The sequence below is a fragment of the Niallia oryzisoli genome, from assembly GCF_043641075.1.
In the GTDB taxonomy this organism is placed as follows: Bacteria; Bacillota; Bacilli; order Bacillales; family Cytobacillaceae; genus Bacillus_BD; species Bacillus_BD oryzisoli_A.
In genome coordinates this window covers 923,019-939,929 of the sequence record NZ_JBHZRC010000001.1, presented here as the reverse complement: position 1 = coordinate 939,929, position 16,911 = coordinate 923,019, and the positions used below count along the sequence as shown (strand labels likewise).

At 37.6% G+C, this 16,911-nt stretch carries 14 protein-coding genes; 12 read left to right on the top strand and 2 right to left on the bottom strand.

Translation table 11 applies throughout. The features are described from left to right. Positions 1-70 precede the first annotated feature (70 nt). The 9 genes from ACHUFV_RS04785 (at position 71) to mutL (ending at position 12,233) form a co-directional block, all read left to right on the top strand. Positions 71-868, top strand: a complete 798-nt coding sequence (locus ACHUFV_RS04785) for a TIGR00282 family metallophosphoesterase (protein WP_394232456.1) — start codon at positions 71-73, stop codon at positions 866-868. A 208-nt stretch (positions 869-1,076) separates the two neighbouring features. Beyond that, positions 1,077-1,337 carry a stage V sporulation protein SpoVS gene (spoVS, locus tag ACHUFV_RS04780; RefSeq protein WP_071395267.1) on the top strand — a complete coding sequence of 87 codons (261 nt, stop codon included), beginning with the start codon at positions 1,077-1,079 and terminating at the stop codon, positions 1,335-1,337. A gap of 480 nt (positions 1,338-1,817) precedes the next feature. Then, positions 1,818-3,587: a 2-oxoacid:acceptor oxidoreductase subunit alpha gene (locus ACHUFV_RS04775; protein WP_394232455.1), complete on the top strand. Its 1,770-nt coding sequence runs from the start codon at positions 1,818-1,820 to the stop codon at positions 3,585-3,587. After that, positions 3,574-4,440, top strand: a complete 867-nt coding sequence (locus ACHUFV_RS04770; protein ID WP_394232454.1) for a 2-oxoacid:ferredoxin oxidoreductase subunit beta — start codon at positions 3,574-3,576, stop codon at positions 4,438-4,440. Before ACHUFV_RS04775 ends, ACHUFV_RS04770 begins: the two co-directional genes overlap by 14 nt. Before the next feature lie 211 nt (positions 4,441-4,651). Further along, positions 4,652-6,172 (top strand): tRNA (N6-isopentenyl adenosine(37)-C2)-methylthiotransferase MiaB, encoded by a 1,521-nt coding sequence (miaB, locus tag ACHUFV_RS04765; protein ID WP_394232453.1) that lies wholly within the window; start codon positions 4,652-4,654, stop codon positions 6,170-6,172. 24 nt (positions 6,173-6,196) lie between these two features. Continuing rightward, the gene (locus tag ACHUFV_RS04760; protein WP_394232452.1) at positions 6,197-6,625 is read left to right on the top strand and encodes a YlbF/YmcA family competence regulator; all 429 of its coding nucleotides are present in this window, start codon (positions 6,197-6,199) and stop codon (positions 6,623-6,625) included. Positions 6,626-6,843: 218 nt separating this feature from the next. After that, the gene (locus tag ACHUFV_RS04755; protein WP_394232451.1) at positions 6,844-7,389 is read left to right on the top strand and encodes an outer spore coat protein CotE; all 546 of its coding nucleotides are present in this window, start codon (positions 6,844-6,846) and stop codon (positions 7,387-7,389) included. Positions 7,390-7,549: 160 nt separating this feature from the next. Then, a complete protein-coding gene (mutS, locus tag ACHUFV_RS04750; RefSeq protein WP_394232450.1) occupies positions 7,550-10,237 on the top strand; it encodes a DNA mismatch repair protein MutS in 2,688 nt (895 codons plus the stop codon). A gap of 16 nt (positions 10,238-10,253) precedes the next feature. Continuing rightward, a complete protein-coding gene (gene mutL / locus ACHUFV_RS04745; protein WP_394232449.1) occupies positions 10,254-12,233 on the top strand; it encodes a DNA mismatch repair endonuclease MutL in 1,980 nt (659 codons plus the stop codon). Between the two features lie 68 nt (positions 12,234-12,301). Here mutL and mreBH read toward each other — a convergent pair whose 3' ends face one another. Then, positions 12,302-13,309 carry a rod-share determining protein MreBH gene (gene mreBH / locus ACHUFV_RS04740; RefSeq protein WP_394232448.1) on the bottom strand — a complete coding sequence of 336 codons (1,008 nt, stop codon included), beginning with the start codon at positions 13,307-13,309 and terminating at the stop codon, positions 12,302-12,304. A gap of 324 nt (positions 13,310-13,633) precedes the next feature. Between mreBH and miaA the strand changes: the two genes are divergently transcribed. The 3 genes from miaA to spoVK all read left to right on the top strand — a co-directional run bounded on the left by miaA (position 13,634) and on the right by spoVK (position 16,001). Continuing rightward, on the top strand, positions 13,634-14,584 hold the full coding sequence (miaA, locus tag ACHUFV_RS04735; RefSeq protein ID WP_394233384.1) for a tRNA (adenosine(37)-N6)-dimethylallyltransferase MiaA: 951 nt from the start codon (positions 13,634-13,636) through the stop codon (positions 14,582-14,584). Between the two features lie 31 nt (positions 14,585-14,615). Continuing rightward, positions 14,616-14,855 (top strand): RNA chaperone Hfq, encoded by a 240-nt coding sequence (gene hfq, locus ACHUFV_RS04730; protein WP_394232447.1) that lies wholly within the window; start codon positions 14,616-14,618, stop codon positions 14,853-14,855. Positions 14,856-15,053: 198 nt separating this feature from the next. Beyond that, positions 15,054-16,001, top strand: coding sequence for a stage V sporulation protein K (gene spoVK / locus ACHUFV_RS04725; RefSeq protein ID WP_394232446.1), 948 nt, complete (start codon positions 15,054-15,056; stop codon positions 15,999-16,001). A gap of 58 nt (positions 16,002-16,059) precedes the next feature. Here the strand turns inward: spoVK and ACHUFV_RS04720 are convergent, their stop codons facing one another. Continuing rightward, on the bottom strand, positions 16,060-16,908 hold the full coding sequence (locus ACHUFV_RS04720; RefSeq protein ID WP_394232445.1) for an STAS domain-containing protein: 849 nt from the start codon (positions 16,906-16,908) through the stop codon (positions 16,060-16,062). Positions 16,909-16,911: the final 3 nt, after the last annotated feature.

The following is a 16,911-nucleotide window of genomic DNA, read 5'->3' as shown; positions in this document are numbered from 1 at the left end:
ACACCGCTTTTATTTTATGTAGTCGACCAGGTTTTATGAACAAATAAATTATATAAAGAAAGGTTATTACATGAATATATTATTTATCGGAGATGTTGTAGGCTCGTTAGGGCGTGATATGGTTAATGAATATTTACCTAAGCTAAAAGACAAATACCGTCCACATATAACGATAATAAACGGCGAGAACGCGGCCGGAGGAAAAGGAATAACCGAAAAGATTTATCGTGGCTTTCTCGAAGCAGGTGCCCAGGCTGTGACGTTAGGAAATCATACATGGGACAATCGTGAAATCTATGATTTTATTGAAGGGGCAAAGTACCTTGTCAGACCGGCGAATTTTCCAGAGAATAATCCGGGAAAAGGAATTGCTTATTTAAAGATGAATAGCGATGAGGTAGCTGTCATCAGCTTGCAGGGGAGAACCTTTTTACCTCCGAGTGATTGCCCATTTCAGAAGGCAGATCAATTAATCAAAGAGGCAAGAGAGAGAACGCCAATTATTTTTGTCGATTTCCATGGAGAGGCAACAAGTGAAAAACAAGCGATGGGCTGGTATTTGGACGGAAGAGTTTCAGCTGTCATTGGGACCCATACGCATGTTCAAACAGCCGATAATCGAATACTTCCAAAAGGTACTGCATATCTTTCTGATGTCGGTATGACGGGCCCGTATGATGGAATATTAGGAATGGACAGGGAAGTTGTATTGAAAAGATTTTTAACCAATATGCCGGCTCGATTTGAGGTTCCAAAAACAGGCCGAACACAATTAAGCGCAGTATGCATTGAAGTTGATATAAAAAGTGGTATTGCGAAGAAAATGGAACGAATTTTAATCAATGATGATCATCCGTTTTATTCATAATGATCTAACAAGAAACATACTATATACCGTCTCCTTTTTTAGGGTGGCGGTATATAGTATGTTTTTTTATCTTAATTCTTACGCGGCTTTTTTCGACCAAGCCGGAATAACTGATTTGTTTCCCGAATATAGTAACATTGGAATGATATAACCTGAATTGTTCGTTTCAACGAACATATAGGAGGGACCAAACAAGGAGGAGCTAGGAATGGAAATATTAAAAGTTTCAGCAAAGTCTAATCCTAATTCTGTAGCTGGTGCGCTTGCTGGGGTTCTGCGTGAAAGAGGTGGAGCAGAAATTCAAGCAATTGGTGCGGGTGCATTAAATCAAGCGGTTAAAGCGGTAGCCATTGCAAGAGGATTTGTCGCACCTAGCGGGGTGGATTTAATTTGTATCCCAGCCTTCACCGATATTTTGATTGATGGTGAAGAAAGAACTGCGATCAAGTTGATAATTGAACCAAGATAAAACAACATGAAAATATGTAGAACCTGTTTGCCACTGCAAACAGGTTTTTCAATGTATAAGGAGAAAACCTTCATGAATAAAGAAAAAATAGTGTTATACTAATATAAAAATTAACGGATTAATATTTGCTCATGCTGCAAACAAAGGAGTTGATATGTATGACAAGAATGAAATCGTTTTATTTTTTAACAAAATGCAGTCATTTTACAACGTTTTATGCATAAATTCGATAAGTTAATATAATTTTTTTCAATCTTTGAAAAAATATTCATATTTTCGTCAAAATTTCGTCGGAAAAGGTTGCTTTTTTTATGTTATAGGTCTAGAATTGAAATCGTTTAGTACTATACGATTTTCCAAATATAATGAAAATTCCTAGAAAACAATTTAGTCAGGCATTTTCTTAGAGAATTTAATCGACTGGTGCTATACTTTATGTCATAGTGACATAATTTTTTACGTATCCAAAGGGGTGGAATTATGGTAAATCAGCTTTCATGGAAGGTTGGCGGGCAACAAGGTGAAGGAATCGAAAGTACTGGAGAAATATTCTCTATCGCATTAAACCGATTAGGTTATTATTTATATGGGTATCGTCACTTTTCGTCCCGTATTAAAGGTGGACATACAAATAACAAAATTCGTGTAAGTACGACAGAAGTTCGCACTATTTCTGATGATCTTGATATTCTAGTAGCTTTTGATCAGGAAACAATTGATGTGAATTATAAGGAATTGCATGACAAAGGTATTATAATTGCAGATTCTAAGATAAATCCAAAGAAACCTGAAGATACAGAAGCATCATTGTATGCGGTTCCATTTACAGATATTGCTACTGATTTGGGAACATCATTAATGAAAAATATGGTTGCTGTTGGCGCAACATGTGCAATTCTAAATCTTAATATTAATGTATTTGAAGAAGTAGTTCAAGAGATTTTCGGGAAAAAAGGTCAGCAGGTTGTTGCGAAAAATATGGAAGCAATCAAAGCTGGATATGATTACTTAAAAAATCAATTAAATGATGAATCAGAAGTAATGGAATTAGCTGAAGCGGATGGTCAAAACAGACTATTTATGATTGGAAATGATGCGATTGCATTAGGTGCCCTTGCAGGCGGCTGCCGCTTTATGGCTGCATATCCGATTACACCAGCTTCAGAAATAATGGAATATTTAATTAAAGAATTACCTCCACTGGGCGGAGCAGTCATTCAAACAGAAGATGAGATTGCTGCTGTTACAATGGCAATCGGAGGGAACTATGGCGGTGTTCGTACTCTTACTGCATCTTCAGGCCCTGGACTTTCACTTAAAATGGAGGCAATTGGTTTATCTGGGATTACAGAAACACCACTTGTCATTGTAGATACACAGCGCGGCGGTCCATCTACTGGTATGCCGACAAAACAAGAGCAATCAGATTTAATGGCCATGATTTACGGAACACATGGTGAGATTCCTAAAATTGTTCTTGCTCCAAGTACGGTCCAGGAAGCATTTTATGATACAGCTGAGGCCTTTAACTTAGCTGAAGAGTATCAATGCCCTGTCATTGTATTATCTGATTTACAACTATCATTAGGTAAACAAACAGTTGAACCACTAGACTTTAATAAAGTTGAAATTCGTCGCGGTAAATTGATTACAGAAGGAATTCCTGAACAGGAAAATAAAGGTTACTTCAAGCGCTATGAAGTAACAGAAGATGGAATTTCTCCACGTGTAATCCCTGGTGTGAAGAACGGTATTCACCACGTTACTGGTGTAGAGCATGATGAGACTGGTAAGCCGTCTGAAGCAGCTCTGAACCGTAACTTACAGATGGATAAGCGCTTTAGAAAAGTAGAAAACATTAAATTTAATACTCCTGTATATAAAAATTGCCCGCATGATGAAGCTGATTTATTGCTTATCGGTTTTAACTCAACACGCGGAGCAATCGAAGAAGCAATGGTACGTCTTGAAGAAGATGGCATAAAAGTGAATCATGCACATATTCGCTTAATTCATCCATTCCCAACAGACGAACTGTTACCTTTAATCCAGAAGGCCAAGAAGGTAGCTGTTATTGAAAACAATGCAACTGGACAATTGGCTAATATTATTAAAATGAATGTTGGATACGCTGATAAAATTAAGAAAGTATTAAAATATGATGGAAATCCATATAAACCATATGAAGTTTATACAAAATGTAAAAATATACACGAAGCGCAAGGAGTTGTTCTAAATGGCAACATTTAAAGATTTTCGAAATAATGTGAAACCAAACTGGTGCCCTGGCTGCGGAGACTTTTCCGTACAAGCTGCCATTCAAAGAGCTGCAGCAAATGTTGGTTTAGAACCGGAAAATTTAGCCGTAATTTCCGGAATTGGCTGTTCTGGACGTATTTCGGGGTATATTAATTCATATGGTGTACATGGTATTCATGGTCGTTCTTTACCAATCGCTCAAGGTGTAAAAATGGCAAACCGTGATTTAACAGTCATTGCTTCCGGCGGTGATGGAGATGGCTTTGCAATTGGTATGGGTCATACGATTCATGCAATTAGAAGAAATATTGATATTACTTATATCGTTATGGACAACCAAATTTATGGTTTAACAAAAGGACAAACTTCTCCTCGTTCACAGGCAGGGTTCAAAACTAAATCAACACCTAAAGGTTCAATTGAACAAGCGATTGCACCTATGGAAATGGCTTTAACAGCAGGGGCTACATTTGTTGCACAAAGCTTCTCTACTGATCTAAAGGATTTAACTGCACTCATTGAAGCAGGAATCAATCATAAAGGATTTTCTTTAATCAATGTTTTCAGTCCATGTGTAACGTACAATAAGATTAACACTTACGATTGGTTTAAAGAGAATTTAACAAAATTAAGTGATATTGAAGGATATGACCCATCTAATCGTGAAGCTGCAATGCAAACATTAATGGAGCATAAGGGTCTTGTAACGGGCTTAATTTATCAAGATACTGAACGTAAGTCATACCAAGAATTACTTCATGGCTACTCTGAAACACCATTAACTAAAATGGATTTAAATTTAGATAATGCATACTTTGATAAGCTAGTAGCAGAATTTAAGTAATAAATGACAAAAAAGCAAGTGATTTTATAAAGAAATCACTTGCTTATTTTGTGCATACATACATTATTTTGCCAAACAGGTAATAATCCTGAGGCTTTTTCTAGTTTTCAATCAATGATGTCTATTGTTTTCATTCATTTAAGGCATTATACTATTATAATGTGCATGACTCTATCTTTTTATGCAAAGATAGCGAAAGGAGAATAATTATATGAATGAAAAACAACGATTAGAAGGTCAACAAGTAGTTACAGCAAATCCTTCGGACAAAAAATCCGGCAAGGATTATAGTAAATATTTTGAATCGGTTATTACTGCACCATCCTTAAAAGATGCAAAAAAACGTGGCAAAGAAGACGTGCAATATCATAAGGATTTTGAAATTGCAGAAGAATTTAGAGGGATGGGCGAAGGCCGTAAATTCTATATCCGTACCTACGGATGCCAAATGAATGAGCATGATACAGAAGTTATGGCGGGTATCTTCCTGGCTCTTGGCTATGAGCCTACTGATACAGTGGAGGATGCCAATGTTATTTTATTAAATACATGTGCGATCCGTGAAAATGCTGAAAACAAAGTGTTTGGTGAACTGGGCCATTTGAAGCACTTAAAATTAGAAAAACCGGATTTATTGCTTGGTGTATGCGGCTGTATGTCACAGGAAGAATCCGTTGTAAATAAAATCTTAAAAACTTATCAGCAAGTTGATATGATTTTTGGAACCCACAATATTCACCGCCTACCTCATATTTTACAGGAAGCTTACATGTCTAAAGAAATGATTGTTGAAGTTTGGTCTAAGGAAGGAGACGTTATTGAGAATCTTCCAAAGGTGAGACGAGGCAATATTAAGGCATGGGTAAATATTATGTATGGCTGTGATAAATTTTGCACGTATTGTATTGTACCGTATACGAGAGGTAAAGAGAGAAGCCGTCGTCCCGAGGATGTCATCCAAGAGGTTAGACATCTTGCTGCACAGGGATATCAGGAAATAACATTGCTTGGTCAAAATGTTAATGCTTATGGAAAAGATTTTACTGATATTGAATATGGGCTTGGCGACTTAATGGATGAAATGAGAAAAATCGATATTCCTAGAATTCGATTTACGACGAGTCACCCACGCGATTTTGATGATCATTTAATCGAAGTATTGGCTAAGGGTGGAAACCTTGTTGAACATATCCATCTGCCTGTACAATCTGGTTCAACGGATGTACTAAAAATCATGGCACGTAAGTATACTAGAGAGCAGTATTTAGAATTGGTAAAGAAAATTAAAGCAGCCATTCCTAATGTTGCTTTAACAACGGATATCATTGTTGGTTATCCAAATGAAACTGATGAACAATTTGAGGAGACATTATCACTTTATCGCGAAGTTGGTTTTGAGGCTGCCTACACATTTATTTATTCGCCGCGTGAAGGGACACCTGCAGCCAAAATGCAGGATAATGTTCCGGTGGAGGTCAAAAAGGAGCGTTTGCAGCGTTTAAATGCCGTTGTAAATGAAATGTCTGCTCAAAGCTTGAAGAAATATGAGGGTCAAATTGTTGAAGTCCTTGTTGAAGGGGAAAGTAAAAATAATTCAGAAGTATTGGCTGGCTATACACGTAGAAACAAGCTTGTTAACTTTATCGCACCAAAGTCAGCCATTGGAACGATTGTGAAAGTCAAAATTAATGAAGCGAAAACATGGTCTTTAAATGGAGAAATAGTGGAATAACAAGAACCGATCGGGGTGGAAATGATGGGGAAATACACAAAGGATGAAATCATTGCAAAGGCAAAAGATTTAGCTAAAATGATTGCTGAGACAGAAGAAGTGGATTATTTTAAACGTGCTGAAGCACATATTCATGAAAATGAAAAGGTACGTAACAATATTTCATCCATTAAAGCTCTGCAAAAACAGGCAGTCAATTTCCAGCATTATGGAAAAGTTGAAGCGTTAAGAAAGACTGAAGAAAAAATTGCCGCGCTTGAGCAGGAGTTAGATGAGATCCCTGTCGTTTATGAATTCAAGCAATCACAAGCAGATGTAAATGATTTATTACAGCTCGTTGCTACAACTATTTCTAATGCCGTTACAGATGAAATTCTCGAGACAACAGGCGGAAATTTATTAAGTGGGGAAACAGGTGCAGAAATTCAAAACAAAAACTGTTCCCATCATTAATTATAATTAATAGCTTGAAAGGTCCGGATATGGTATCCGGACCTTTTCTCTTTTTCGACAAACAATGACCTTATTGCGAAAATAGGAACCTTCTCTTTCAAAAAGCATACAATGCAACATGCCTATATTTTTCTGATATTCATTTAAAAAATAATCGCACACCAGCCTAATATCAAGCATAGGATGAATTGAAAATAAATGAGGAGGTTTCGCTCGCAATGGGAGATTACAGAGAGATAATCACAAAAGCGGTCGTTGCAAAAGGACGTAAAAGTACGCAGTCCAATCATACGATCTGCCCTTCACACCAGCCGTCAAGCATTCTTGGCTGTTGGATAATAAACCATACGTACGAGGCGAAAAAGGTAGGGAAAACGGTAGAAGTTAAGGGCTATTATGATATTAACGTTTGGTATTCTTTTAATAGAAATACAAAGACAGAAGTTGTAACTGAACGTGTCGAATATTGTGATGTCATTAAACTAAAATACCGTGACCCTGATTGCCTGGACGATCAAGATGTTATAGCAAGAGTATTGCAGCAGCCAAACTGTGTTGAATGTGTTATTTCCCAAAAAGGAGATAAAATCATTGTTCATGTGGAAAGAGAGTTTATGGTTGAAGTGATCGGAGAAACAAAAGTCTGTGTAGCTGTTTATCCGGATAAATATGATAATGATGATGATTGGTGTTTAGATGATGTAGATGACGAAGATTTTGAAGATCTGGATCCCGACTTCTTACACGGAAAAAAAGATAAATGATTGATAACTAGGAAGGCTTTACTTCCTAGTTTTTCTTTGCTTGAACAGCCGTGGGAAATGATTCCAGCCATTAGAAAAACCTCCCATACGAGAATGATTTCTTGTATGTTATAATTGACTAATAAGTAATGATAAATATCTTTAGTTATTGGAGGAAATGATGGTCGTTTATACGCCGATGATTCAACAATATTTACAAGTAAAGGCAGACTATCAAGATGCCTTTTTATTTTTTCGTCTTGGAGATTTTTATGAAATGTTTTTTGATGATGCGATAAAAGCATCACAGGAATTGGAAATTACATTAACTAGCCGTGAGGGTGGAGGAGAAGAACGTATTCCCATGTGTGGTGTTCCCTATCACTCCGCTTCTTCATATATCGAGCAGCTAGTTGAACGAGGGTATAAAGTGGCGATATGCGAACAAACGGAGGACCCTAAACAGGCAAAAGGAGTTGTCCGCCGCGAGGTGGTACAGCTGATTACACCAGGAACAATGATGGAGGGTAGAGGTCTGCAAGAAAAAGAAAACAACTATATTGCAGCTATTACTTATTTTCCTGATGGAACCTATGGATTCGCCTATAATGATTTATCGACGGGAGAGAGTAAGGCTACAATAATAAGCGGGAATTTTGAGGAAGTCATCAATGAGCTGGCATTGTTAGGTGCCAAAGAGCTTGTTGTAGCATCAACCTTTGAAGGTGATTGGCAGCGGAAAACCCGTGAACGTATGAATGTCACGATATCCTTTGAAGATGATGAAGTTATTAAGGAATCCTACCAGTCACTTTTTCGTGATATAACAGAAGAAAAGCTTCAAATTGCGATGGCAAGACTACTAAATTATTTGCACCGAACACAAAAAAGAAGTCTTGGTCATCTTCAGCCTGTTTCCAGCTATCAAGTCTATCAACATATGAAGATTGATTATTATTCAAAACGAAATCTTGAGCTGACTGAAACGATTCGTTCAAAAGGGAAAAAGGGATCACTTCTCTGGCTCCTTGATGAGACAAAAACGGCAATGGGAGGACGGTTATTAAAGCAATGGATTGACCGGCCGTTAATTGATAAAGAATCTATTCAAACGCGTCTCGTGATGGTTGAAACCTTACTGAATGCTTTTTTTGAACGCCAGGAATTAAGGGAAAAACTAAAAGAGGTTTATGATTTGGAGCGTCTTGCAGGCAGAGTGGCATTCGGAAATGTAGGTGCCCGTGATCTTGTCCAATTAAGACGTTCGCTTGAGCAGATTCCATTTATTTATAATCTCATTGAGCAGCTTGGTAATGAGGAGAGCAGACAGTTAGCGGCTCGGCTTGATCCCTGTGAAGAGATTACCGATTTGCTGGAAAAGGCGATTGTTGATAATCCGCCACTGTCAGTTAAAGAGGGCAATATGATTCAGGATGGCTATAATGAAGAGCTTGACCGCTATCGTGATGCAACAAGAAACGGGAAGACTTGGATTGCTCAGCTCGAACGCGAGGAGCGGGAAAAAACCGGCATTAAATCATTAAAAGTAGGCTATAACAGGGTGTTTGGCTATTATATTGAAGTAACAAAAGCCAATCTACACCACCTTGAAGAAGGCAGATATGAACGTAAACAGACATTAACAAATGCTGAACGTTTTATAACACCGGAATTGAAAGAAAAAGAAGCATTAATTTTACAGGCAGAAGAAAAAAGTATGGATTTGGAATATCAATTATTTACTGAGATTCGGGAGCATGTAAAAGAATATATTCCAAGATTACAAGCTTTGGCCAAAACAATAAGTGAATTAGATGTTTTGCAATGCTTTGCTACAATTAGTGAAGAACGGCATTATGTTAAACCTGTTTTTTCAGATGACCGCCGCATTGTGATAAAAGAGGGCCGTCATCCTGTAGTAGAAAAGGTGATGAATGCCGACCGGTATGTACCAAACGACTGTGTTATGCATTATGAACGGGAACTTCTTCTTATTACGGGTCCAAACATGTCTGGGAAAAGTACGTATATGCGCCAAATTGCCTTAACGGCAATTTTAGCACAAATTGGCTGTTATGTACCTGCAACAGAAGCTGTTCTACCGATATTTGATCAAGTATTTACAAGGATTGGTGCAGCAGATGATTTAATTTCTGGACAAAGTACATTTATGGTTGAAATGCTGGAAGCGAAAAATGCTATTTCCAATGCAACGATTAACAGCCTTATTCTATTTGATGAAATTGGCCGTGGAACGTCTACATATGACGGGATGGCCTTAGCACAAGCGATTATTGAATATATTCATGATCATATCGGGGCAAAAACATTATTTTCTACACACTATCATGAATTGACTGTGCTTGAGGAAGAATTAGAGCGATTAAGGAATATTCATGTCAGCGCCATTGAGCAAAATGGTAAGGTGGTGTTCCTTCATAAAATTAAAGAGGGACCTGCAGATAAGAGCTATGGTATCCATGTTGCTCAGCTTGCTGGGTTACCTCCAGAGCTGATTAAACGGGCCAATGAAATATTAATGTCTTTAGAACAACAAGATCTTAAAATAAACTTCAAAGATGCCGAAGAAAACAGCAAGCAATCCATTCCTTTAGGTATAGAAGAATCACAGGAACCACACCTTGATGTGGCTGCTGAAAAACACGCTGAGCCGCAACCAGCACAATCAAAGGTAGAAGAAACACAGCTTTCCTTTTTTGCTGAGGAACCGCTACAGCCGAAAAAAATCCAGTTGGATGTAAAGGAAAAACGTGTTCTTGATAAGATTAAAGAGTTGGATATATTAGACATGACTCCGATGCAAGCAATGAATATACTCTATGACCTTCATAAAAGGATCAAAAGCTAACGGAGGTGTGTGAACATTGGGGAAAATAATACAGCTTGACGATGCGCTTTCAAATAAAATAGCCGCAGGAGAAGTGGTTGAACGGCCTGCATCTGTTGTGAAGGAATTAGTTGAGAATGCCATTGATGCTGGTGCTTCTATAATCGACATTGAAATTGAAGAAGCAGGACTTGCGAAGATTCGGATAAGTGACAATGGAGATGGAATCGAAGAAAAGGATGTTCCAATGGCGTTCAAACGTCATGCTACAAGCAAGATAAAAAATGAGCATGATTTGTTCCGTATTCGTACACTAGGATTTCGAGGTGAGGCGCTACCTAGTATAGCCTCTGTTTCGAAATTTGAGCTGATTACTTCAACGGGACTTGAGGGGACTAGGATTGTCCTCGAAGGAGGTAAAATAACAGCACTGGAAAAAGCTGCTGCTCGCAAGGGTACAGATATTACGATAACCGAATTATTTTATAACACACCGGCACGCTTAAAATATATGAAAACGGTCCATACAGAACTAGGTAATATAACAGATGTAACGAATCGCCTTGCACTTGCACATCCGGAAGTGTCGATCCGTTTGTTTCACAATGAACGAAAGCTACTTCATACAGCGGGGAATGGTGATGTTAGACAAGTGTTGGCGGCTATTTATGGAATCAATATAGCCAGAAAGATGATTCCACTTCATGTGACCTCGCTTGATTATACAGTTGATGGATTTATCGCTCTTCCTGAAATAACAAGAGCATCAAGAAATTATGTATCGACCATGATAAATGGACGTTTTATTAAAAACTATCCGCTTGTGAAGGCAATTCAAGAAGGTTATCATACTCTGCTTCCAATCGGCAGGTTTCCAATTGCATTGATAAATATTGTCATGGATCCGATTCTTGTTGATGTGAACGTTCATCCGTCAAAACTAGAGGTACGGATTAGTAAAGAACAGGAATTGAATGAACTTGTTACGAAAAGCATCAAAGAGGCATTTCAAAAAAAGGAACTAATACCGTCCGGTTTATCAAAAAACAGGGTCGAAAAACCGCTATCAGAACAAACAGTGATGCGGCTTGATCACATATCTGTACCTGAACGTGCTTTTATAAGAAAGGAAGAAGCTGTACCTCACGCCGCAGGTACAGAAGCCGTTTCTCTAATGACTGATGCTTCTCTTATGGATTACGGTAAACAACAACCGGAAGCTAAAGGGGTACTTGCCATAAGAGAAGAGCATTTTGACAAAGATAGAGACGTGAGCTGGCCATCAAAGCAGGATAATCAGGAACTACTAGATTACTCGGATTCTATCGAGCCAATGGCTCCTGAAGAATGGACGCAGGCTGGTTCTTCATATGTAAATGCAAATGATCTGGGGAGTGAGGATGTACAAGTACTGCCTGAGGAAGTAGATAATAGCAGAGTACCGCCACTTTATCCAATTGGACAAATGCACGGAACCTATATTTTTGCTCAAAATGATAAAGGACTGTATATTATTGATCAGCATGCTGCACAAGAACGAATCAAGTATGAATTCTATAAAGAAAAAGTAGGCATGGTAGCTTCTGAATTACAGGAACTCCTTGTACCCATCACGTTTGAATATTCAACAGATGAATCGGTTAAAATCGAGGAACACAAGTCAGAGCTTGAAAAGGTGGGTGTGTTTCTCGAACCATTTGGTTTTAACAGCTACATTGTTAAAGCACATCCGCAATGGTTCCCCAAAGGTGAGGAAAAGGAAATCATTGAAGATATGATTGAACAGCTGCTCTCGATGAAGAAAGTGGATATTAAAAAGTTGCGGGAAGAAGCGGCGATAATGATGAGCTGTAAGGGCTCGATCAAAGCGAACCGCCATTTGCGAAATGATGAAATTCAAGCATTATTAGATGAACTTAGACAAACCTCTGATCCGTTTACCTGTCCGCACGGCCGTCCTATCATCATCCATACATCTGTCTATGAACTTGAAAAAATGTTCAAGCGTGTGATGTAGATGTATACAGATTATCTATATACAAAAAAATGTCCATTTATGGTGCATAGCACCACAAATGGACATTTTTAATTTGCTGCATATAACAATTTATTCAAATATTGCAGTGATTTACCTGCTCCGATTGCGACACATTCAAGTGGATTTTCTGCTAGGTCTATCGGAACGGCAATTTCTTTTGCGAGCCATTCTTCCATTCCCTTTAATAATGCTCCTCCACCGGTCAGGATGATCCCGCGATCCACAATATCACCGCTAAGTTCTGCAGGACTTTCTTCCATTGTTGCCCTTATTGCCTCTAAAATTTGTAACAATGATTCTTTTATAGAATCACGAATTTCAAAAGAAGATAAAGTAATCGTTTTCGGCAGGCCATTAACTAGGTCACGCCCACGTACTTCTTTTGTTAACTCTTCATGGTCAACTAAGGCATAACCGATTTCCATTTTAATATTTTCTGCTGTACGTTCTCCGATAAGAACGTTATATTTTTTTCTAACAAATTGAATAATATCATCATCTAAGCGGTCACCGCCAATTTTAACGGTATGACAGGCGACGACGCCTCCAAAGGAAATGATTGCAACCTCAGTAGATCCACCGCCAAAGTCTATGACAACATTTGCCACCGGTTCATCCACAGGCATTCCGGCCCCAATAGCAGCTGCTACCGGTTCTTCAATGATATAGACTTTCTTCGCTCCCGCATTACGGACTGCATCCTGGATGGCTCTTCGATCAACGCTTGTAGAGCCGGAAGGTGTACAAACCACTACATTTGGTTTTCTTAATGAAAATCCGAGTGCCTTAGAAGCCTTCCCAATAATGTGACGCAGCATTTCTGTTGTTGTATCATAATCTGCGATTACACCTTCCTTCAAGGGACGCACTGTAACGATGTTTTCCGGTGTTTTTCCTATCATTTCCTTTGCTTCGTTCCCTACTGCAATAACTTTTTTTGTTACTGTATCAATGGATACGACGCTAGGTTCATTTATAGCAATTCCTTTATTTTTACTATAGACAAGTGTATTAGCAGTACCTAAATCAATCCCTATTTCTACATTCGAAAACATTCCTATTCTCACCCAATTCATAATAATTCACTCACTCATCTAACCTTAGCACGAAAATGAGGACAGAATGTGATTGTTATACAATTTTAAATGAGCTGTAATCTTTCAATCACAAGGCTGTTACATGAGTAAAATTTATGAATTAATAATATTTAATAAAAAGAAACCTTAATCCTAACATCTAAATGAATAGTTCTTTATAAAATGGTCATAATGAATAGATGTTTGACTGCTTTACTAACTAAATATGGTATGATAAGGATGGTAGCCAATAGATGGCAGCAATACCGTATATTTACGTAAAAGGTAGTGTAGAGATTGACTTTGAAATCTAAGCTTATTGTTTTAATCGGGCCAACTGCCGTTGGTAAAACAAAGACCAGTATTGAGCTGGCAAAAGCTTTTAACGGGGAAATCATCAGTGGGGATTCCATGCAGATTTATAAACACATGGATATTGGGACTGCAAAGATTAAGCCGGAAGAAATGGAAGGGATTCCCCATTATTTAATTGATATTAAACATCCGTCGGATTCTTTTTCAGCAGCGGAATTTCAAGAGTTGGTAAGGGGAAAAATTTCTGAAATCACAAGCAGAGGAAAACTGCCGATCATAGCCGGTGGAACAGGACTCTATATTCAATCGGTTTTATTTGATTATCAATTTTCGGAAGCACCATCAAATGATGAGTTTCGTAACAGATTAGAGTGGCAGGCTGAAAAAGAAGGGAACCTCTTCTTGCATAATCAATTATTAGAGCTTGATCCTGAAAGTGCTGCTAAAATTCATCCCAATAATGTAAGAAGGGTGATAAGGGCATTAGAGATTTATCATTGTACTGGAAAAACAATGAGCGAATGGCAGGAAACGCAAGAGAGAGAGCCCTTATACGATGCGGCCATTATTGGCTTAACCATGGAGCGTGACAAACTGTATACTAGAATTAATAAACGTGTTGACATGATGATACAAGAAGGACTAATAACTGAGGTAGAACAGCTATTTCAGCAAGGAATAAGAGATTGTCAGTCCATCCAAGCGATTGGCTATAAAGAACTGTATGATTACTTTGATGGCAGGGTTTCCCTTGATGCTGCAGTTGAAAATTTAAAACAGAATTCACGCCGGTATGCCAAAAGACAGCTTACCTGGTTTCGTAATAAAATGGATGTAAAATGGTTTGATATGACAGCAGCAGACCAAGAGCCAGAAAAAAAAATAAATGAAATTTTCTCTTATATTGAAGGAAAGCTTAAAATTAAATCGAATACATAATGGTAGAGACAAAAGAGGAGGAGCTTTATACATGAAGCAATCAGTAAATATTCAAGACCAATTCTTAAATCAACTCCGTAAAGATGGAACCAATTGTACGGTATTTTTATTAAATGGATTTCAAATTAGAGGCCAAATAAAAGGCTTTGATAATTTTACTGTACTTTTTGAATGTGAAGGAAAGCAGCAGCTTGTATATAAGCATGCAATTTCTACCTTTGCTCCGCAAAGAAATGTACATATTGATATAGAAGCACCTCAACCAAAATAATAAAAAATAAAAAACATTCACATAGTTATGTGAATGTTTTTTTGTTGTTTGAATATGGATGTTCTGTCCTAGGAGCTCCCGTAATTGTTCATGAATGAACTGCTGCTTGAATACAAATAGAATAAGTGCCTTTATTCTGAACTGTCACAAATAAATGTTTCTGGGCGTATACTGTTTAGAGAATGTGAGGTGAAGAGTTTGGAACAACCGATGCGAATGAAAAACAATGGACAAATTAGTATTGTTTTAAATTCACAGAAGCGAAGTCCTATTTCAGGAGATATCAATCCAACTTCTGTTGCTCCAAAGTCAATTCCGCCGGAACATACTGCGTTAAAAGAAATTGAAGCAGAGCTTGCTTCACTTGTCGGTATGGAAGTAATGAAAAAGATGATTAAAGAAATTTATGCATGGATTTATATTAATAAAAAAAGGGAAGAAAATGGTTTAAAGGCTGGTAAACAGGCTCTTCATATGATGTTTAAAGGAAATCCAGGAACAGGAAAAACGACAGTCGCAAGATTAATTGGGAAATTATTTCAAAAGATGGGCGTGCTTTCAAAAGGTCATTTAATCGAAGCGGAACGGGCAGATTTAGTGGGAGAATATATTGGCCATACCGCACAAAAAACAAGAGACCTAATTAAAAAGGCCCTTGGCGGTATCCTTTTTATAGATGAAGCTTATTCACTAGGTCGCGGCGGGGAAAAGGATTTCGGTAAAGAAGCAATCGATACGCTTGTAAAGCATATGGAAGATAAACAGCATGAATTCATACTAATCTTAGCTGGGTATTCACGAGAAATGGATTATTTCCTCACGCTTAATCCTGGTCTGCACTCCCGCTTTCCGCTTGTTATTGATTTTCCTGATTATAATATCAATCAGCTTATGGAGATTGCCGAACGAATGTTGAAGGAAAAAGAATATACCTTAAGTCATGAAGCAGAAAAAAAACTTCGAGAACACCTATTATGGATAAAAACAACGTTAAATCCTAGCAGCTTTTCAAATGGACGTTATATAAGAAATGTACTTGAAAAATCTATTCGAACTCAAGCAATGAGATTGCTGATGCAAAATAACTATGATCGTCACGAGCTAATGACACTTCGCAGTAATGATCTCGTGTTTGAACAAGAGTAGCATTAGTTAAAAAAGAGAGTATCAATTAATAATTGGATACCCTCTTTTTTTCTATTATTTATGAAAAAAACAGCATGTCCTGCAGTGCCTGCTGCAGCGTTGATTTGGTTTTAATTTCCTTGTCTATCTCAATTCCTAATTCAATCATCGTATCAGCAATTTCAGGGCCAATACCCACAATAATCGTTGCACATCCTAAAAATTTTATTCCTTTGACAATTTTAAATAAATGATTGACCACAGCAGTATCTACATATGGAACACCTGAAATATCAATTATGAGTTTTTGTGATTTTAACTCACTAATCCGCACCAATGTTCTTTCGCGGATTTTTTTTGCTCGATACGTATCAACATTACCGACGATTGGAAGAATACAAATTTTGTCCGATAACGGGATAATTGGAACGGATAATTCGTCTACCGTTTCACGGTGACTTCTTAACAAATTATCTTTATGGCTGACGTAACTAGCCGTGTAGGCTTCAACAAATTGATCAATGATATCATTTATAAATCTTTCTATTTCAAAGCATTCTTTCATATCGAAATGGATACTTGCTTCAATATAAAAGGATTTCACTGCATTCCAAATAATTCCGCGAGTAGATTGGAAAAGTTCCCATGCTAAATGAATCGGGAAATCAATCTTGGCATGCTTTTCGCTGCTTATTTTTGCTTCGGCCATCACATATTCCGGATTACTGTTTAACATGTAATTGGCAACAGATTTTAAAAGCGGATTTCCCTTTTCTACAAGAGTTGTCCATTCACCTGTTTCTTTTAGCAATGTTGTGAGGTATCCTTTTGTATTTTCTATATAATTTATCCATTCATTTGTATAGAATGATAGATTGTTATTAATAAACTGTCCTAAGTCTAATTTTAGATTGACGGCTTGCTCCATTAA